Source organism: Arsenophonus nasoniae DSM 15247 (genome assembly GCF_000429565.1).
Lineage (GTDB): Bacteria > Pseudomonadota > Gammaproteobacteria > Enterobacterales > Enterobacteriaceae > Arsenophonus > Arsenophonus nasoniae.
In genome coordinates, this window is record NZ_AUCC01000004.1 from 28,165 (window position 1) to 49,049 (window position 20,885).

Below are 20,885 nucleotides of genomic sequence, written 5' to 3' on the forward strand. Positions count from 1 at the left end.
GTTCAATTCGCTGAAGCAAATAAGGTTTAAAGGGGGATAATTTAGTCGGTTGTTGACTTCTTTTAGCATAAGTTGGCATTGTCTGTTGTTGTAAATGATGTTTTACGGTGTTACGGGATATACCCAACTCACTGGCAATTTTTCGAAGGCTTTGTCCTTGTGCAAAGCGAACATGAATATCCACAAATATCTCCTTGGTTAACATAAATTATCCGTACAAAAATGTGCGAATAATACCAAGTGGATCAGTTTTAGATGATCGTTAGTGGATCAGTTTTGCATGATCGGTGACAATATGGTAAAAGAACCAAATTATTAGGCTAGCTGCAATAGCACCATATACCCCTCCTTTTAGCCCTAACCACAATATATCTAATTTAAAAACTCCCTCAGATAAGTATGAGAGTCCTTCAAAAAACAGGAAAGTAACTAACACTATAAAATTTAAACATAGAGCAATTAGTAAGAAAATTTTTATCAATACAAAGAGGCTTTTTATCATTTCTGAGCCTCTTTATCTTTTTCTAAAAATTTTGGTACCAGCTCTGATACAACTGATCCCCCCATATTTCCCATGTTAGAAGGAAGAGAGTGCTGTGGGACTGGCTTAGTTATAGTCCAAATGCCTGTTGGTACCCATTCATACTGTTTCGATACAGGATTTAATTTCTTATTCATCGGTACCTTAATAATATTACTAGTTGCATATCCACCAGATGCACCAGCTTTACTTAATAATGCAGAAATAAACGGGTCATCACCTTTAATTTCAGCAGTGTAATAACCTCCTGCCGCATTCCAGGTTACTGTTGGATTGTATCCTTTTCCTGTTGTAATCGAGCCAATAACGCCGGCGCCAATAACATCAGACAGTTTAACTTCTCCGGTTATACCATATTGGATCCCTGCATTAGCCGCACTAGATATTCCTACTGCGATTAATTGCTCTTTACCTTTTGTGACACTATTGGTAACTATCGCTTTTGCTCCCATCACGGCGACAGGCCAAGAGCTCGGATCCATTATCACTACCAGCGTTCTATCCCCTTGCGTGATATTTTCTTGCAAGAATTTCAAATCTGTTCCATTAAGGTAATTCACTAAAGCGGCTACCACTGAGACTTTGCAATTTTGCATTTCATTATCTGGTTGACGAATCTCAGCTGAACTCAGATAATCATTCTGCATATTATCGACATTAAGCTCCTATGAAATAGAAATTTTAATTAAAACTTATTTACTTCACCAATATACCATTGTTCAGAATAATAAAGATCTCCCTCATCATCTTCATCAACTCTCAGAATTCCTAATTCTGAAAAACCGTTAGGTAATTTTAAATTCCACTCCTTACTTAAACTTCTATTACTAAGAAGGCCAGTTTTCCCTAGATAACTTTCTCCGGATTCCGTATGAAGCTTAAAATATTCTTCCGATGTAAATATGCATAATTCACTTGCAAACATATCTGGTAATACAATGTTGCATGTAACCCTTATATTATTTTCATTATGCGGTTTGGCCTGATAAATATTATAAGCCGCATCTATTAAAGCCTGAGCACATAATGATTGTATATTTTGATTAGTTTGCTTCCCCTGCACCAAAGCCATATGAACAGGGATTTTTACATTCCAATAGCCACATAAATAATTATCATCGGAGAGTTCTGGAAATTTAGCTCTATATGATTCTGACCATTTTTGCAATGTTCGCAATCTACGAGGTATTCCTCTCAGTTTTTTATTACTTAAAGCCAATCTCCGCATTGACATTTATAATTTCCTACCTTTTCCTGCTTCAGTTTTAACTTGATTTATAGTTCCATCTAAATTTAAAACAGCCTTGAAATCCCCTCTTTTATCAAACAATTCTAAGTGATTTTTATGCTGACCATCTAAATAATATTGGTCTCCTTTTTTGATATTAGTACCAATATTATTTGATGCCTGATACACACTCTGCCCCTGATAAACTTGACTAGTTTTTTGCGAACTTCCCTTCATTTCGCTACCAAAACCAGGCTGTCTAAAAAACTCACTCATATTACCAACTGCGTCTTGATTTGGTTGATATGGTGACTTGGTCCCCTAATCCCAATCGCCGAAATCCCTGAGCCTGCAACCGCGCCTCTAACCCCTGCGTTTTCGGCAATTTCTTTACCTTGCAGCGCAATTTTGACTGTCGTCGGTAAAGACTGATAAATCGCTTGCGCACTTTGGCCATTTTCGGCCTTCACAAAATTAGTCAACTGAGTTTGGTCTTCAGCACTGAGATCAGCAAAAATAGTAGCCCATTTCAATGAATCCGCTAAATCAACACCGCCATTTAATTCTTCCCATACCCCTATTGCATCAAATGGCGTGCCATCCTTAATTTCAGCGATGGCCTTTTCTTTGTTTTCTTGGCTAATTTTGCCGTATTTAGCGTAAATCCCTTTTTTATCTGCGCCCGTTCTCTCAGCCTCTTCAAGCTCTTTTTTCATGTCAATAACATTTTTAGCGCTTAAAAAGTTATTCTGCACCGCGATAACACCGGCATCCGCGCCACTATAGGCGCCTTCGGCGGTGCCCGAGGCCAAGGCGCCGGCCAGGCCGCCTATCACTCGGCTGGTGTCGAGGATTTTTTGCTGGCGATTTGAACTATCAACATAGTAATTATCGCCCAAGCCAATTGCCGCCAATTCAGCAGCAAAGGCGCCGGCCGCCGCTCCTACTTTATCGCTATCGGCTATCTCTGCACTTAAAGCCGCCATGGCACCATGACTGAGCAGTTTGCCCGGGTTGCCAAGTACCTGACCATTTTTAGCGATTAAATGCGCCCCTTCGGCATGTAATTGACGACTGGTCTGGCTGACTAATGCGGCGGCCAGTTTATCTTTAAAACTGCCACCATTAAGCGCCGTGTCTACACCTGACGTAATCAGTGATTGCGCCGCCACCCGTTGAACAGTATGTTGCCATTCACCATCACTGAATCTTGGAAAAGTTGGGTTATAGGGTTGGGCGCTGTGCGCAACGCTATCACCGTTACTGAATACTGTCGTATCTAAACCCGCTAGTGACCCTTCGATAGCCATCGAGGCAATAATCGATTTGACTGATTGGCTGCTGCCAAGCTCTTTGAGGGTCGCTGAAATATCCCCCTGATTACTCGCCAGTGAAACCGCCGCTTTTGCGGCAATCGCTCTTACACCGGCTGAGACTGCCCCCTGCATGACAATCGCACTCGTGCCACTCAAGCCAGCCGCCGAGGCCGCGCTTATTCCTGCCGGTATCGCCAAGGCCGAGGCGGCTGCACCGGTCGCAATCGCTATCACCGCTGCGCTGACCGGATGTAGTTGTTGTTGCGTGATATCCCAGCTTTTATACTCATTTTCCACTTTATGCCAATTAACGTCCGGATTGTCTTGCAGTACTTTCAACCATTGAGACTCAGGCGAATCACCTAAACTGGCAATAACCTGTTTTAGCGTTTGTCCTTTTTGACCGTTAACATCTGCTTCGATTCCTTGTGCGGCATTTACTGTTAGCTCACCACCATATTGGATCGTCGGTAACTGCCACACTGCTGAATACGAACCTTTATCGCGCCGAGTAATAAAGATATCTTTTGAGTTACTAATGGTTTGATTCAAGGTTTGGTTCTGCACCGCCTTGAACAGAACACGGCCCTGGGTGCTGGTTAACGTTGCGTTGCGTTGCGTTGGGTATTAATTTTTGTCGCTTCATAGATACTGTCATTATAACTCAACAAACTGATATCATTACCGGCATGAAATTCAGTCACTCGGTTTTTTACTGCATGATAGGTACGATGCTCACTATTTTTAGTTAAACACAATGTCCAACGATTACAACTTTTACGTTTTTCTTCATAGTGTTCAGTCTCTTCCATCGCCTGAGCGTAGAGATAGCCTCCTTGCGCAGCAATATCCATTGTTTGCTGTGCCTTAAGATTAGCGGCCTGAAAAAGCAGATGGCCACCAGCGAGGATGTTAAGCGCACCCCCACTTTGAATTTCAACCCCTTGTTGATAGGTTTTATCAATTAATTTGCCATGCTGCCAACCGTGATCGCGATTTTTTAGCGCTTTTAATTCTGTATTGCCGGCCGATACCAGCGTAAGATCGCCGGTTGCATGCAATTGAGCACCGTTGATAAGCAAGTGTTGTTTACTGAATAAATCTAAACGACCACCACTGTGTAGTTGCGTAGTTAGGTGACGAAGTTTTTCATAATAGCCATCAGATTCGATTTCTGCTCGATAAGGTACGTCATCAATGACAAACTCATTGCCAGCAGTCAGTGCCATTGCCCCACCACTTTTAATATTGGCGGCTTGTAAAAAAAGATTTTCACCGGCCACCATATGTAATGCGCCACCAGACTGTATTACTGGCGTGAAACTTTGTGGTTGATAAGTATGTTCAAGCTCTTTTTGGGCGATTAAATCGGTTGTCAGGAGCTTGACAGAGAGGTCAATGTTACGTCCAGCAAAGAGATGGGTGGCTTGCTTAGATGATAATTCGGCGGCCTGCAAGTTAAGATCGCGACCCGCATTGAGCAGTAAAGTCCCCTCAGAGGTCAAATAAGATTTAAATGCTTGGGTTCTAGGTGATTTTATATTACTGCTCAAATCAAAAGGCAATTTAAGCTGCGGAGAATAAAACGATGCCGTTAAGGTATTAAAATTGGTAAAACGACGTTTTAATAGCAGATAAAAATTGTCTTGTAGCTTAAATGGCGCGGGTGCTAACTGAATATCGTTACCAGCGAAGACTTCTATTCCTTGCTCAGCCTCTAAATCCAAGCCATTAAAAACAATATCTTTACCGGCATTAAGTAAAATATGGCGCGCTTTTTGCCATTTAGGTTGATATTGCTCACTCGTTTCTAAGTCGCGTTGATAATTATATTCTTTATCATGGAAATCATAGATTGATTTTAAGTTCAGTTCTAATCGATCATAATGCAGCGGTTTGTTAAACAACGCTTTTTCCGGGCGATTGAAATAAATACTGCCTTTAGTGGTAATATTGATTATTGGCACATTTAACGCCACTTTGTTATCAATTTGTATATCCTGGCCGGCAATCATATCCAACCGGTTTTTCGCCGCAAGCAATTTATATTTTGGCGCTATATCAAAGTAAGGAAGTAAGTCTTCATCTGGCAACAAATCATACTGCCAAAAATCATCGTCATCGTAGCGTTGATATTCAGCTGCTTGATAGCGGATAGCCCCATTTTTACTCAGTAGCAGCACATTATGGCCTGCTAAGCCGGTATCCGTTAGTGCAATGTCATTCCTGGCGATCAGGTTAAGTTCGTTGTTAGCGCTAAGCTCGCTATTATTGAGTACAATATTTTCACTGCTAATCAACAGATTATTTTGTGCCTGGGCTGATAATGAGCCAGTGAGCTGTTTGCTATTTAGGGTAATATTTTTGCCGACTAAAAGTTGTTTATCATCGAACTTTTCATGTAATTCAGCCACTGAATTAAGGGCGTGTGGATAGTTTTTATTGTATTGCAGGTTATCAGCACTGATAACCAGGTTGTTGGTCGCTGAAAATCTGGCCGCTAAAAAATCGTGATCCCGCCAAAGGCCTATTTCTGGCTGGTTAACGGGTATTAAGTGAGTCGCGCTGTCATAAATAAATGATTCATAAGGTGCTTTTTCTGCTATGTCTGCCGGTATAAATGACAGATATTGACCATAATCGACAAAATAACGAATGCGAGCATCTTCATGATCACTTTTTTTATATGCATGATGCTCTGGTATATAACCGAATATTTGATGTAAAGATCCTTGCAGTAAAACATAGTTAGCCCGTTTATCTAACGCATTGTGCATCGCTACCCAGGCGGATTTTTCACCCAGTTTCTGGCTAATGGCAGTGATATTCTTACTGTGCAGATAACTATCATTACGGGACTTAATAATCGATTTATCATTAACTAATTGATCACTTTTAATATAGAGATTGTTACCGGCAGAAATGCGCCCAATGACTAGCGGGGAAGCTAATGTGTAAGTCGTTTTCTCCAATTGCACAAATTGCGTAAACAATGGATCAATTTCACCAAACCAGCGCTGTTTGCCATTGATCTGATAATTGGGTTTTAGTTTTATGCTGAGAACAACACCGTGGCCATACGCTCTGACAACATACTCTTTAACTTTATTACTGTCCGGTGTTATCAATTGTTGCGTGATGTCAGGGTTATTAGTTTGGTTAATTACATGCTTGGCTCTCAGGAACAAATCACCGGTTTGGGTTGAGATAGTGGCCGCGCTATTTTCAATTCTTTCACTAAGCTCACCTCGGGCATTTTTTTGCAGCCAGAGATGGTTATAGGCTTCAATTTTAGCGCTTTCACCTTGATTATGGATGATATTACTAAATAGATGCATATTTTGTTGAGCGGTTACTTTACCTTGATTAATTAGGCTATCGCTTTCAACTAATAGATCTTGCTGTGATACAATTTCACTGGTTGCTGGGATTATAACGGCTGGCGCTTTGGCGGTTAAATGGCCTTTAGTGGTAATATGACCTAGCGTCAGTTTGCCTTTAGCAGAAACAAATAAATCTCTTTCACTGGTTTTAATATTGTCCAGCTTCACATCACTGCCTGGCTCGGTAGCAATTATTTTAACTCGATTGGCATAAATGCCACCCAGTGCGGTAATGTTAACGGCAAATTGCGGTTTTAGGCTCGGGTTAGTTATTTGTGAAACCGTTCCAGTCTGATAATCAATTGCATTAGTACCTTGCAGTAAACTAATATTTTTGCTGTGAATACTGGCATTGATGGTAGCAGTCTGGCTGATCATCTCAGTATAATTTTGACTTCCACTATTGAGCCCTTTATTACGGAACGTAATATCCCCTTTTTTCACCCTTATATGGCTAAATTCACCTTGTTGATTCAGTGTCGGCTGGCCAGTCGTTAAGGTTAATCCACCAATATTGCTGAAATGACAGCCATCACAGCTGATGCCATTTGGATTGGCGATAATCACATCCGCTTGCTTGCCTGCGATTTCCAATTTGCCATTAAGTTGTGAAGAAGATGAACCAGTGACTTCATGAATGATCAAGCTTGCCGCTCGCTCAGTCAACTGTTCATTTTTAGCCAGTTGGCCAGCCAATTCACTATTAGCGGATTGGATTGCGTTGTTTAAGACCGCACCTTGTGGCGGTATATTGAATTGCTGATAATGATTATGGGAAATACCTGCCTGATTAGGCGCTGCTATATTGATAATAGGAATTTGATTTTTAACCGTTAGTTGAGTTTTGTCATTCGCCGGTTGGATAGTGGAACTGAAAACCGGCAACAGAGGATAACTGGCAATGAGATAAACTATTTTGCTGCTATAACAAATATTTTTATTTTTCATAGCATTACCTATATTCTATTTTTGAATAAATATGAGGATGAAAGCTATCGTCTCAAAAATAGAAAGGAAAAATTTAATAGGCAATATATAATAATCAATAATTTAATTAGTTATTATAATAATTATCAATTTTTTATTTATAATTCAAGATGTTAAATTTTAGTAATGCGATTTTGTTTTTATTCCTAAAATTAAATACAATTTTTATAATTTTTTGTTTAATAAATAAAAGCCAGTGATTATATCATCGCTCGCTTTAATAGAATTATGGATGGTAATTAAATTCAGTTAACGACTCACGATGATAAAAGCTTGAGCAATACGCTGATGTTTACTGCTATTCCCCCCCCCCCCCTAAAACAAAAAAACTGCTTTACTATTCACTGAGCAGCTATAGCATAGTCTAGATAAAATAAATTAAAGCGTTGCTGTTTACTATGTACTAGGCAAAAATAAATAGCGCCCAGATTGTCTGGGCGCTATGCCAATAAACAACCTATTTAAAGCTCATAGGCTAATAAGGCCTTATGACAGAGCTCAGAGCGGACACAGTCGCCAATAGTAAATCTCACGACAGAGACCAAATCGTCACAATTAAAACGTCGTAACGCATCTTCCAGACCAGAAATGATCCCTAACGGTAAATCACATTGGGAAACATCACCATTAACAACTACAGTTACATTTTCTCCTAGGCGAGTTAAAAACATTTTCATCTGATTGGCTGTCACATTTTGCGCTTCATCCAGGATCACAAAGGCATTTTCAAAGGTTCGGCCACGCATGTAAGCAAAAGGCGCGATTTCTACTTTGCCTATTTCAGGCCGTAGGCAGTACTGGAGAAAAGAGTGACCCAATCTTTTAGCTAAAATATCATATACCGGCCGAAAAAAAGGCGCGAATTTCTCTGCCATATCACCCGGTAAGAACCCCAAATCCTCTTCTGCTTGCAGAACCGGACGAGTTACGATAATTTTATTGATTTCTTTATTGATAAGGGCATCAGCAGCCATGGCAGAACTAATAAACGTTTTACCACATCCTGCTTCACCATTTGCCAAAATCAATTTTTGCCACTTAATAGCTTCAATATATTGTCTTTGTGCTTCACTACGAGGAATAATGGGAGAACGATCACGTGTTTCACATGCCATACCAATGGTTTCAATACCTGTAAAATCAGCAAAAGATGCCACATTGTTGATCTCTTTTAATCGAGACGAACGGCTTTCTTTTCTTAAAGATCTTCTTAATTCTCGGCGTGCTCTTGTTGCAGCTTTCTGTCTACTCATAGTGTTACCTTTCGATAGTCTATATTTCGATGGTAATAATATTTGAATATCTATACAAAAAAGCTATCTAAAACAGAGGATTGACTCCAATTTTATGATTTGCATGAAAAAACCGGTTACAAATTTCTCCATCTTGCATGTTATGGAAAACTTATAACCGGTTAACGTCTGAAGCGTATATTTTAAACATCTTATCATCTATATCCCCTATGTTGAACAGCATCAAACACAGAACTACGACTATAAAACATCTTCTACAACTTAATATTATCTTATATCCATTAATTGACTATAAAAATATTTTAACATCTCTGATACAAAAAATATTGTCGATTATTGCTTGCCTGTCAACTTTATTACGCAAACAATTACCTTCAGTCACTTGATAATTTATTAGTAGCCGCGCTGATAAGACTAGCGTGATAATATGCTATTTATTTGACAGTAAATGTTTTTTTATTGTCGCTGGCAATTTTTTGCTAATCGATAACCCGCAGCAATCGCTGCTTGCTCATTTTCAAAAACAATACTGTTTTTTGCTGATAAAACCTTATATCCCTGACAATGAGAAAAATGGTATATTTGGCTAATTTGGTTGCCTTTAATCATTGTTGTCAGATAATTGTTTGCCATATCAGAAATATTACGCTTTGTTTTGCTTACTTTGTTGTCTATTTCAGCGGTGATTGCAGATAAACCCGCTGCCTGATTTTTATGTCCTAATTGCCAGGTTAATTCACCGGTCACAAACGGATTATAGTGCCCGGTAATTTTACTAATGCGCTCATTTTGCAACTTTTCCCACTCACTAACCGGAAATTGTCGATCCCAGGCGATTAATAGCTGTTGTTGTTGCTTTGACATATTAAGATTATACCGGTCATACATATAAAACATAACCCGGGCAACCTGGCCTTTTACTTCATTTCTGGGCTCAAAAATACGATTTTTAAAGTCCACCCGGCTTTGACATTGACCATAAGAAGTCAAAAATGTGGTTGGCAATTGACCATAATTGAAGTTACTCCTATCACCATTCACTTCACCAATAGAAGGTGCAATGTTATAGAGATCGGCTTCCATAGCGCGAAAGACCGGATCTGTTATTACACAATTCTTTCGCCCCCCATTTTGCCAACATTGGCGCTGATGACCAAATACCCATGCCGGCACAATATGTTCCCATTCAATTCGCTGAGCTCGATTTATCTGTTTCCTGACTTGGTAACCACAGCTAGTTAAATCTACCCTACCACCACTCTTTCCCATCCATTGCCATTGGCATCCGCAATAAAGCGTTCCTTGATTTCCGGCAGCTTGATCAAAGTAAATTTCATTACGGGCAATTTTTTTTGCTTCGTCAAAACTAGTGGGAGTCGCTGATAAACTAAATGGCGTACAAAAAACGACTATCACGGTAATTATTACCGTTAAAAAATGGCTTAATTTCAAAATTAACATCCTGGTTAAAATTAATATATAAATCGATCACTTTAGTCATATAATTTTTTCATTATTGTCGCAACCACATGAAAAAATTTAATTTTATTTTCTTATTTTATATGATGAATTTCTATAAAAAACATATCATTTTTGTATAAAAATATAATTAACGCTTTAAAATACCATTAAATAAAAATTTAATTTTTTATTTAGGAAATAAAATGAATACATTAATAAAACTCTTAAAAGAAAAATTAATTGATATGACGAAAACATGCTCAAGAAAATGATGTTAAAGTCATTATTACTCAATTTTCAGCAGATGAATTTAATATTCAAATTTATAATATCGGGTGAGCAACAATTTGATATTACCTTAAACTCAATACAAAACTAAACTCGTGGACGTTTACGATATAACCATAATCCAGGAATAGATAAACCAACTGATAACGCGCCGACAATAAATAAGGTTTTAATAAAATGTGTTACTAATGTCTCAAGTAACTCAGCGTTATAACCCAAATGAGCAATTTTTACTAACGATATCATCGCTATATATGCACTTATCCCTGGGAACATCGGAATAATTGCCGCAACAGTAAATACTTTTGGATGTGCAAGCCACCAACGTGACCATTGAATACCGATGATGCCAATTAAAATTGCAGCGCAAAAACTTGCCCATTCAATACTAAAGCCCATTTCCATTAGTATCATACGAAAGCCATAACCTATGGCGCCAAGCAAAGCACAATATTTTAATGCCCGTACGGGTACATTAAAAACCATGGCAAAACCAGCTGCTGGTATTGCCGCTAATAACATTTTTTCAATTAAAGTCAGTAAAAATATTATGCCCAATTTCTTAATCCCCAAACAGCCATCGCCATGGTTATACCAATACAGGTGGCTAATGTGAGCAAACTTGCCATTGCCCAACGCGCTAATCCAGTATTAATATGACCTTTAAACATATCTGCTACAGAATTAATTAATGGAAATCCAGGAACTAACAGTAAAACGCTAGCTGCCATAGAAACCGTCGATGCACTGGAAAAATAAGGAATCTTTAATACAAAACCAGATACTGTGGTGGCCACAAAGGCGGTAATACAAAAATTAATCAATGGATTCATATATTGGGCAGTAAGAATTTGTCGAATGTACATTGCACAGCCACTGGCAATAAAAGTGACCAAGCATCCATCCCAGCCTCCCCCGTTGAGCTTACAAAAGCAGCCACAAGATAATCCAATCATAAGAACCAGTAACCAACGAGGATAACGTAGTGGTTTTATCTCAGCCAGACGCTGTTGAACCTTATCACTATCTAACAATTTATATTCAGCCAATATCACCGTGTGCTGAACCTTAGTCACCACGTGCATATTTATGCCATGATCAACATTTTTACGAGTAGACGTCATACAACGACCGTTAATTACCGTTGTTAATACAATTGCATTAGAAGAAATTGCGCTATCAACTTGATCCGCGCCTAAAGCAATACCTAATCGGGTTGATAATTGCTCCACTAGCATACTTTCTGCACCATGTTGAAAAAGGAGCTGAGCACATTGAATACATAGGCGCGTAATTTTTCTCTGCCTTTCAGTTTCAGTATGATAATTAGATTCAACATATTCCATTTTGTGGCCTATACCTACAGAATTTTATTGATAGTAATCATAGCGGATCAAGTTGTTGACCATATCAGACAACATAATTAAGAACGCGCTATTTAGATCAAAATTAGCATTACTTTTTTGTAAATAATCTAATTTAAAACGACTAATAATTGCTGCAATACCTTTCATTCAATTTGATTAAAATAAAAAAGTAAGCCATTAATTTAACCCAAAAAACAAACAAATTAACTAAATTTTAGCATTATAATAATATTAACTACCGGACTATCAATATAGAAATCGGAGCATTAGAAACAATAGCCGAAGCATTCGAACCTAGCAAATGCGTGGCAATATTGGGACGGCGAGAGCCGACTACGATCAAATCAGCACCTATTTTTTCTGCTTCTGATAGAACTTTATCTCTAGGTGACCCCATCTCCACAGAATAAGAAATTTTATCTTTAGGATAATCAATATGCTTAACTATTATTTCTAATTGTTTTTCCGAACTTTCGATTGTTTTTTTTGCAAAATTAGCTAATAAATCATAATGATAACTATAACTCATTGAATAACGAGACATATCAGGGGCAACATGGAAGAAATGCAATTTAGCATCAGATAATTTAGCAATATAAAGCGCATGTTTAAGTGCTTTTTTTATTAGTTCTTTTTCTGAGATATCAATTGGAACGAGAATTGTTTTATACATATTTACTCCTTGAAACGGTAAGCACTAAATCTTAATTTCCATAATCATTAATTTAAAATACCGTACTAAAGCAATAAAATTGATTAAACTAGCCGTTAAAATAATAAATAATTAAACTTTTAATTTTGATTATTAATCCTTATCTCACCACTAACACAGACGTTTTTGCATAACGGACAACACCCGCCGCTGTTGAACCTAACAGATGAGTTGTTATATTGGGACTTCTTGAACCAAGAATAATGATATCAGCGTTAATTTCTTCTGCTCGACTAACAATTTCATCACGCGGCGATCCAAAAGCAATGGTATAACCCAGGCGATCCGCAGGTAAATCGATCGGTTCAAGTAGATTTTGCATATCATCTTCTGCTTTTAGTGTGGCACGATCTTTTATTTCCATATATCCCAATGCATAAGCATTTATAATCGCCGATGAAATAGGTAATACATGGATGAAATTTAGTTTAGCTCCTGAAACTTTAGCAAACTGTACTGCCTGTCGTATAGCTTTACTGGTTAATTCTTCTTGAGCAATATCAACAGCCACTAAAATAACTTTATACATACACACCTCCATCTAAAAGTTTTTATTCCAACTTCTAAAGTATAAGATAAAAGTGATAAAATAATTGTGAATATCTTTACGTGGCTAAATTAAATATTTTACCTAAACAGTAATAACTGCTGCACTTATCAGCAAGCCTATTTTTATTACCATTCTTCGCCATTTAGTTTTGTAATACAATAGCAATAAAGAGATATTATAATGACTAAAATCAAATAATTAATATTATATTAAATAGATTATTTAAATTAAAAACTTGTATAAAGTCTTATACTAAATCCCACAACTGTGTAAAATACGCAATAAGTAATTGTTGCTTTATTTTTTAATTCATTGAGGCATAAAAATGACAAATGATTGTTCGAGTACTCCTAATACAGAAACCATTGCTACTGAAATTGGTTGCTTGAAAACTTTTATAACCCATATATTAAAAGCACTAAATCAAGCTGATGCCGGAAGAGCTATACTCAATATAGAAAAAGAAATGCTCACCATGCAAGATCCTAAACAAGCAGAAGTTTTTAAACGAATAATCGAACAAATCAAAACTGCCTATCGAAGTTAATAAAAAAATCCCACCTGTTTAGGTGGGATTGGTTATTATTTTATTGATTAAGATAAGTGCCCATACGTAAAGCTTCAATGCGTTTATCAAGAGGAGGGTGAGATAAGAACAACTCACTAAATGTTTTAGAACGGCCATTAATGCAAAAAGCCATCATACTACCAGCTTCCTGTGGTTCATAACTTGTTTTTAGACGCTGTAGCGCAGCGATCATTTTTTCTTTACCTACTAAATGAGCCGAACCAGCATCTGCACGGAATTCACGATAGCGTGAGAACCACATAGTAATAATACTGGCCAAAATACCAAATACAATTTCTAACACCATTGATACAGCAAAGTAAATCATTGGGTTACCCTGGCTACTTTCACTGTCATTATTGTTATTTGACAAAAATCCAGACGCCAACTGAGCAATGATACGTGAAATAAAAATGACAAAAGTATTTACGACCCCTTGTAATAGAGTCATTGTTACCATATCACCATTAGCAATATGACTGATCTCATGAGCGATAACCGCTTCGGCTTCATGACGATCCATATTTTCTAGCAAACCAGTACTAACAGCAACCAATGATGCATCACGACGAGCCCCGGTAGCAAAAGCGTTAATATCAGGTGCCTGATAAATAGCAACTTCTGGCATTTTAATACCAGCTTGATCAGCCTGACGCTTAACGGTATTTAACAACCAATGTTCTGTTTCTGTGGTCGGACTTTCAATCACCTGCCCTCCCACAGAACGTAATGCCATCCATTTTGACATTAATAATGAGATAAATGAGCCACCAAAACCAAAAAGACCGGCCATAATCATTAGCCCGGGAACACTTTGTCCCTGAATACCAGTCAAACTTAAAATAATCCCAAATACAAACATGACTGCCAAGTTTGTAAGTAAAAACAAGGCGATTCGCATCATAAAAATTGCTTTCCTTTATTAATTAATGACGATTAACATTAAATTAGTAATATAAATAATGTTTTTTAACTATTTTTCAAGCCCTTTGTTGTGCAGATATGAAAAAACCACGCAACTTTACATTTTTACAAAAAAACCAGCATAAGCTTGCATTTTTATTTATCTTAATGACGATTTATCGATATAACTTATTGTTTTTAATAAAACCATTATAGTTAAAAACTATACAAAATAACCGTAAGCGGGTCAATTATGACTTCATTTTTTGCTTAATGAGTTAAAATTATTTGTTTGGTTATGCCCAAAATAAGTTACTGCTCAGCAAAATAATATAATATTCTATTTTATAAAGGAGTTGTAAAATTATTAATAATTAATTAATAACATGCTAAAAAATATTAAATATTGTTATACAAATAGATTAGATTTAATATGTGAATACAAATAGATAGTTCAAATAGCGATAAATTATATAAGCTATAACATATTATACAATAGCCGTTATTTAAACTTTATCGGAGATAATATAGTTATCACTTAAATAAAAGCATCTATCTTAATAAGTTAAATTATAAAATAAATAACCTAAAATGGATGTGAAAATTTTCAATAAACATTAATAAACGCTATATACAAAAAAACCAGCAAAAGCCGGTTTTTTTATAACGTGAATTTTAATTATTGCTTAGCCTGATGATGCACTTCCAAATCTGCAAGATCAACTGCAATTCTCACCGTTTCATCAAGGTATGGATCTGGCAATTCATAATTTTTAGGTAAATCATCTATCGTTTTTAATGGTGCTTTACCTTGTCGAGCAAAGCGTTCATTAATACGATGTAATTTAATCGTATCAACTTCTTTATTTTCCTTCTCACGCTTAACATAATTAAGCGAAATAATATTTTTATTGGCTTTCATAGCGCGATAGCGGGCAATATCTTCCTCAATATATTTAAACTCAGGATTTTTCGCTATACGTTCCTTATAATGAGCAATTAAATTAGCAACATATTGGCTAATATTACCAATAACACTATAGCTAGCTGGCGCAATACTATCCCAAGGTAAAGCATTATCTTCAAAACTCTCACCTGTCTCAGCCGGATCTATACCCGTTGGCATAATAATATCCGGTGTCACGCCTTTGCGCTGGGTACTTCCGCCATTGATACGATAAAACTTCTGAATAGTATATTGTACAGAGCCTAAAGCAGGCCAATCTGGGCGTAACATATGATCATAAACACGACTCAAGGGATGGTATTGCTGAACGGTTCCCTTACCAAAGGATGGTTCTCCAACAATTAATGCTCGACCATAATCTTGCATCGCCGCAGCAAAAATTTCTGACGCTGAAGCACTAAAGCGATCAATTAATACCGTCAATGGGCCTTTGTAATAAACAACATCATCATCATCCACATCCTGACGAATTTTACCGTTTTTATCACGCACCTGAACAATTGGACCACTTGGAATAAATAAACCCGATAATGATACTGCTTCGGTTAAAGCTCCTCCACCATTGCCTCGTAAATCAATGACAAGCGCAACGACATGACTTTTAGCCATTTTTTGTAACTGCGTTTTAACATCATTGGTTAACCCAACGTAAAAACCAGGAATATCAAGTACACCAACTTTTTGCTTGCCAACATTTTTAATCGTCAGTTTTACCGCCCTATCTTCCAGTCGAATATGCTCACGGATTAATGTCACGGTATGAGGCTTGGCGCCTTTTGAATCTGAAATAACTTCAAGACGTACCTTACTGCCTTTAGGTCCTTTGATTAGCGCAACAACATCATCTAGTCGCCAGCCAACAACATCTGTCATCGACTTACCCACTTGGCCTACACCAATAATCTTATCGCCAACCTTTAATAATTTACTTTTTGCTGCCGGACCACCGGCCACCATTGAGTTAATAATAATATAATCTTCATCTTGCCGAAGTACTGCACCTATCCCTTCCAATGATAAGCTCATTTCTGAGTTGAACTGTTCCGTATTGCGGGGAGAAAGATAGTTAGTATGCGGATCTATTTCTCGTGCAAAAGCATTCATAATCAACTGAAAAACATCTTCACTTTGCGTTTGTGCTAGACGTTTTAGTGCAAAATTATAGCGTTTGGTCAATATTGGCTTAATTTCTTTGTCATTTTTGCCTGACAGCTTCAGATTTAACCAATCAAACTTAACTTTTGCGTCCCACAGCTTATTTAGTTCCTCAACGTTTTTAGGCCAAGGCGCTTTACTTCTATCAACTTCAATAACATCGTTATTAGCAAAATCTAGCGGCATATTAAGCCGTGATAAAGCGTATTGAAAACGCTCATAGCGCCGCTGTTGTGCTAGATTAAATATTGCATATAGCTCATTGAGATGACCAGTTTCAAGTTGTTGTCCTACTTTGCTTTTTTCACTAGCAAATTTATCAATATCCGATTGTAAAAAAACATTGTGGCTATAATCCAACAGATTTAAATAGCGATCAAAAATCTTACTAGAAAAATTTTCATCTAAATCAAATTGACGATAGTGAGAACGGATAAAGCGTGAGACAACTCTTTCGCTAATAATGGCATGCTGGCGTTCCTGTTGAAGCTGAGGAAGCTTTTGAGCTGTTAATAGTGTTGGAGGCGCGACAGTATCTGCGTATGAAGTAGCCATTGTAGTTATACCAAACACAAAAGCCAGTTTAATATAATTATTCATGCCGTGATTGGCCTCCATATCAGAACTTTAAATGCTCAGCGCGTACAATCATTGCCAATCCTGTCGTCAATTGTACTCGAACACCATCCTTAGCTATCTCAAGCACTGACGCATCTACAATACTTTGGCCAACCATAACCTTTAATACTTGACCAACTTTTAATGTAGAAATATCCGTTACTGATTGTAATTTGGTTAGATTAGCCGTTTTACTATTATGGGCTTTTTTAGCTTGATTTTTAGAGTAAGAATAATGTTTATTTTTTTTATTTATTTCCTTGGTCGTTGAGCGCAAGGCCCCATTTCTCTTGCTAGAAGTTGCCGGTAAAGCTTTTTCGTTATCTGTCTTAGGTGCTTTCTGTTGAAATTCCCGTTTTTTTAATTTTTGCTCGGTACGTTGAGCATGGATACGAGCCTTTGCTTCAATCAACTGTTGACGTGCATACGCCACATGTTCTGTTTCCAAATCACCACAATCATTACCATCCAGATCAACACGTTTAGCACCTTCTTTGACACCATAAAGATAACGCCAACTAGAAGTATACATCCGCAAAGCAGATCGCAATTGAGTTTTACTGATGCCATCCTCTTCAGTCAGTCTCGCCACAATATCCTGAAAGATTCCAATCTTCAGTGGACGAGCCTCACCTTCAGCAATAAAGCAGTGAGGAAAACGCTTAGCCAAAAAAGCAATTATTTCTTTACTACTATTCAACTTAGGTTGATTTTCCATGAAATTTCCTGATTACAACGGTTTTGCCAACCAACGTAGGCATGAACAGGCGATATTATAATAGCGTTGCAGACAATTGCCACGCAAACCAACTGTTAAATTACATTAATTTGTGGATATTTTGCTATAACACACGCTTTCAAGTGGTTACAAAGTATTACAACTAAGGCTTTCAGACCATTTTCATCCTCTTCATCAAAACGATCAAAAATAGGACTATCAATGTCTAATACACCTATTAACTGTCCATCGACTTACAGCGGCAAAACTCTCTCTGAACGACTGAGACTATCACAAGTAATATGCCCGGCAAAAGAATGGACATCGGCAATACGCTGTACTCTATTTTCTATAAAAAGCGGTCCCACAAACACCTTTTCCTTGCGCAATACGCACACATGCAACTTTACCCTGAAAAGGCCCAAGCACAAGCGTATCACGACTTTTCAGATAAAACCCTAGCCAATTAATATTATCTAATTTTTCAAAAAGTAGTGCACTGGTATTGGCGAGTGTGGCAATAAAATCATATTCACCAGCAAATAAGCTAGTTAAATCACATGAAAGATCATGATAAAAGGCTTTTTTTCCCATAACATTCCGTTTGTCAAATTTTACATATACTCATCTGGCAGATAAGAAATCACCAATATGGCAATTTTTATCTCTCAAGGCTAACAATTCGCACTATTAATCGTGATATTTTTTAACTTATTGTAATTTAATTGGCCGGTCAAATCACACAATAAATGAAAACTAATTCAAATTTTAGCTAATTATTAATTATGAAATAAGATTCAATAAAAAAATTATAAACATTTTTAGTAATAACATATAACAAAAAAACCAGCGATAATTGTTTTGGCTACCTACCACTTTTATTTTCTCAACCTAAAAGCTATTTCTATTTAAATTAGCAATATTGACTCAAAGCAACTTATTTGTAAGTTAGTAGCTTGTTATTTCGCCTAAAGTACATTTTCCATCAATACAAAAATTATTTAAAACGGTTAATTTTCAATAAATAATAGTAAAAAGCCGGCAATTTACCGCTGTGGCAATTATTTTGGAAAAGAGTTCCATTTATACTATTCTAAGAACTTAAAGTATTTATAGTGATTTATTAACATTTGAATAATTAGTGGGGATCACTTATATGAAAAGAGCAAAACTAAAAATTTCCACCTATGTTATTGATGATGCACTCTTGTCTGACGCAGCTGAAAATACTATCAGTATTCCATGTGAATCAGATACTGAATTTTGTATGCAACTTGATGGCTGGGATGAAAATACGAGTATCCCAGCCACGCTAGATAATAAACCGGTTCTTCTCTATCGCCAGTACTATGATAAAAAAAAGCATCATTGGGTTATGAGAATAGTTTAATCACAATAGCATCAAAAAAGAGACCGAGCTAATTCCAATACTCGGTCTTGGGAAATGGCTCTAGAGAGCCGTGCGCTAAAATGTGTCATAGAGACGTAACAAAATGCTATTTAATACTAGCTGTCAGTCACAAAATTAGCTAGCGACATAAACATATTCATTACATTAAATTAACATTGATTGTTTTTATAGAACAAAATATTTGACTAGTGTAAATTAAATTTGAATTGCCCATATTTTCTATCAAATATCAAATATACTCGATATGTTATGTTAAAGTTTGTGGCTGCAAAAATTAACCAATTTTTGCAGGATCGTCTTTATTTAAATAACATCTCCACCCAAACTATTTTTGATAGATACTATAAATCAATCAATAATTTTTAATTAGTTTTTACAAAGATTTTGCGCGGTTTTGAGTATCGGTGTAATATCTATTTTCTGTTGTGCTAAATTCGCAGGTTCGAGTAAAATAGCTGAAAGTGGTGATCCGATAATTTGGCGCTTTTTTACCTGCTCCACCGCTATATTATTAAGAGGATATTGCATTAATGTACTAGGATTTATAACAAATAATGCGCCATTGGGTCGGCACTCAAGCATAACTTCCTCACGCTTAAAAATCCATTTGTCACCAAACTGTTTTTTACTCACCGTTACAATTGGTGGTGCTGAAATGACAGGAAATGAGACTATTATTGTTAATAGTAATACTAATCTACTAAACTTTACCATATCAATATTTCCTTATCATTTATAATGATGAAACACTATTACTTACAATATCTTTCATATTATTAGAAATAATTATTACAATCATTTTTATTTTTTATTGAGCAAGAAGAAAAAATAAAATGCTAAATAATAATAGAGAAAATAAACTTCCCACTTGTACGCAAAATGGGAAGTTATCAATTAAGCATGCACAGCGTTAGACATGCCTTTCAACTCTTTATCTAATAAAAATAGTGATTTACCATCTTCTCCAACTAGCTCAAATTTATCCAAAATTGATTTGAATAACTTCTCTTCTTCATGCTGTTCAGCAACATACCACTGCAAAAAATTAAATGTCGAGTAGTCTTTCATCTCCAATGCAAGATCAACAAGTGCATTAATTTCATGTGTAATATTTTGTTCATGTAGATAAGTTTTTTCAAAAACCTCTTTTACTAAATTAAATTTCCCAGTTGGCGCATCAATTTGACCTAATATCGGCATTTCGCCAGTATCACTAAGATAATTGAATAAACGTTGCATATGCTCCATCTCTTCCTGAGAATGCGTTTTTAAAAACACCGCAGCACCCTCAAAACCTTTATAGTTACACCATGCACTCATTTGAAGATAGAAATTTGCTGAAAAAAACTCTAAGTTAAGCTGTTTATTTAATTTTTTAACCATCTCTTGCTGCAACATTGTCCATAATTCCTATGTTATTAAATAAAAATTCAATTTTATTATCTCCAGTTATGGGAAT

20 protein-coding genes and 1 pseudogene are annotated in these 20,885 nt (G+C 36.6%); 2 read left to right on the forward strand and 19 right to left on the reverse strand.

Features of this window, described 5'->3' with window-relative positions:
- From G468_RS25540 to G468_RS0101685, 13 genes are all read right to left on the reverse strand, one after another.
- A partial coding sequence (locus G468_RS25540; protein WP_211229656.1) for a helix-turn-helix domain-containing protein occupies positions 1-205 on the reverse strand: 205 nt, incomplete at its 3' end.
- 293 nt (positions 206-498) lie between these two features.
- Complete coding sequence (locus G468_RS24590; RefSeq protein ID WP_248604870.1) at positions 499-1,188, reverse strand: hypothetical protein; 690 nt, start codon at positions 1,186-1,188, stop codon at positions 499-501.
- Between the two features lie 38 nt (positions 1,189-1,226).
- On the reverse strand, positions 1,227-1,775 hold the full coding sequence (locus G468_RS0101635; protein WP_051296907.1) for a DUF3916 domain-containing protein: 549 nt from the start codon (positions 1,773-1,775) through the stop codon (positions 1,227-1,229).
- Positions 1,776-2,045: a hypothetical protein gene (locus G468_RS0101640; protein ID WP_026821613.1), complete on the reverse strand. Its 270-nt coding sequence runs from the start codon at positions 2,043-2,045 to the stop codon at positions 1,776-1,778. It lies immediately after the preceding gene.
- On the reverse strand, positions 2,042-3,652 hold the full coding sequence (locus G468_RS0101645) for a DUF637 domain-containing protein (protein WP_026821614.1): 1,611 nt from the start codon (positions 3,650-3,652) through the stop codon (positions 2,042-2,044). Before G468_RS0101645 ends, G468_RS0101640 begins: the two co-directional genes overlap by 4 nt.
- A gap of 32 nt (positions 3,653-3,684) precedes the next feature.
- Positions 3,685-7,416, reverse strand: a complete 3,732-nt coding sequence (locus tag G468_RS0101650) for a two-partner secretion domain-containing protein (RefSeq protein ID WP_026821615.1) — start codon at positions 7,414-7,416, stop codon at positions 3,685-3,687.
- 500 nt (positions 7,417-7,916) lie between these two features.
- The gene (gene phoH, locus G468_RS0101655; protein ID WP_026821616.1) at positions 7,917-8,708 is read right to left on the reverse strand and encodes a phosphate starvation-inducible protein PhoH; all 792 of its coding nucleotides are present in this window, start codon (positions 8,706-8,708) and stop codon (positions 7,917-7,919) included.
- Positions 8,709-9,164: 456 nt separating this feature from the next.
- Positions 9,165-10,169: an endonuclease gene (locus G468_RS0101660; RefSeq protein ID WP_081700600.1), complete on the reverse strand. Its 1,005-nt coding sequence runs from the start codon at positions 10,167-10,169 to the stop codon at positions 9,165-9,167.
- Between the two features lie 375 nt (positions 10,170-10,544).
- Positions 10,545-11,015, reverse strand: coding sequence for a threonine/serine exporter (locus G468_RS0101665; protein WP_026821618.1), 471 nt, complete (start codon positions 11,013-11,015; stop codon positions 10,545-10,547).
- Positions 11,006-11,803 (reverse strand): threonine/serine exporter family protein, encoded by a 798-nt coding sequence (locus G468_RS0101670; protein WP_026821619.1) that lies wholly within the window; start codon positions 11,801-11,803, stop codon positions 11,006-11,008. Before G468_RS0101670 ends, G468_RS0101665 begins: the two co-directional genes overlap by 10 nt.
- Before the next feature lie 24 nt (positions 11,804-11,827).
- Entirely contained in the window at positions 11,828-11,971 is a 144-nt protein-coding gene (locus G468_RS23605) for a hypothetical protein (protein WP_155846965.1), read from the reverse strand.
- A gap of 88 nt (positions 11,972-12,059) precedes the next feature.
- Positions 12,060-12,497, reverse strand: a complete 438-nt coding sequence (locus tag G468_RS0101680) for a universal stress protein (protein ID WP_026821620.1) — start codon at positions 12,495-12,497, stop codon at positions 12,060-12,062.
- A gap of 139 nt (positions 12,498-12,636) precedes the next feature.
- Positions 12,637-13,065: a universal stress protein gene (locus G468_RS0101685; RefSeq protein WP_026821621.1), complete on the reverse strand. Its 429-nt coding sequence runs from the start codon at positions 13,063-13,065 to the stop codon at positions 12,637-12,639.
- Between the two features lie 346 nt (positions 13,066-13,411).
- Here G468_RS0101685 and G468_RS0101690 point away from each other — a divergent pair, with 346 nt between their 5' ends.
- The gene (locus G468_RS0101690) at positions 13,412-13,633 is read left to right on the forward strand and encodes a DUF2594 family protein (RefSeq protein WP_026821622.1); all 222 of its coding nucleotides are present in this window, start codon (positions 13,412-13,414) and stop codon (positions 13,631-13,633) included.
- Positions 13,634-13,673: 40 nt separating this feature from the next.
- Here G468_RS0101690 and htpX read toward each other — a convergent pair whose 3' ends face one another.
- The 4 genes and pseudogenes from htpX to G468_RS19435 form a co-directional block, all read right to left on the reverse strand.
- Positions 13,674-14,558, reverse strand: a complete 885-nt coding sequence (gene htpX, locus G468_RS0101695; RefSeq protein ID WP_026821623.1) for a protease HtpX — start codon at positions 14,556-14,558, stop codon at positions 13,674-13,676.
- A 678-nt stretch (positions 14,559-15,236) separates the two neighbouring features.
- Positions 15,237-17,279, reverse strand: coding sequence for a carboxy terminal-processing peptidase (prc, locus tag G468_RS0101700; RefSeq protein ID WP_026821624.1), 2,043 nt, complete (start codon positions 17,277-17,279; stop codon positions 15,237-15,239).
- A gap of 19 nt (positions 17,280-17,298) precedes the next feature.
- Entirely contained in the window at positions 17,299-18,015 is a 717-nt protein-coding gene (gene proQ, locus G468_RS0101705; RefSeq protein WP_026821625.1) for an RNA chaperone ProQ, read from the reverse strand.
- 95 nt (positions 18,016-18,110) lie between these two features.
- Positions 18,111-18,609, reverse strand: a pseudogene (locus G468_RS19435) (GAF domain-containing protein).
- A gap of 562 nt (positions 18,610-19,171) precedes the next feature.
- Here G468_RS19435 and G468_RS0101715 point away from each other — a divergent pair.
- Positions 19,172-19,405: a DUF1480 family protein gene (locus G468_RS0101715; RefSeq protein WP_026821626.1), complete on the forward strand. Its 234-nt coding sequence runs from the start codon at positions 19,172-19,174 to the stop codon at positions 19,403-19,405.
- A gap of 387 nt (positions 19,406-19,792) precedes the next feature.
- Here the strand turns inward: G468_RS0101715 and G468_RS0101720 are convergent, their stop codons facing one another.
- Positions 19,793-20,140, reverse strand: a complete 348-nt coding sequence (locus G468_RS0101720) for a YebY family protein (protein ID WP_034249169.1) — start codon at positions 20,138-20,140, stop codon at positions 19,793-19,795.
- Between the two features lie 180 nt (positions 20,141-20,320).
- Entirely contained in the window at positions 20,321-20,824 is a 504-nt protein-coding gene (gene ftnA / locus G468_RS0101725) for a non-heme ferritin (RefSeq protein ID WP_026821628.1), read from the reverse strand.
- Positions 20,825-20,885: the final 61 nt, after the last annotated feature.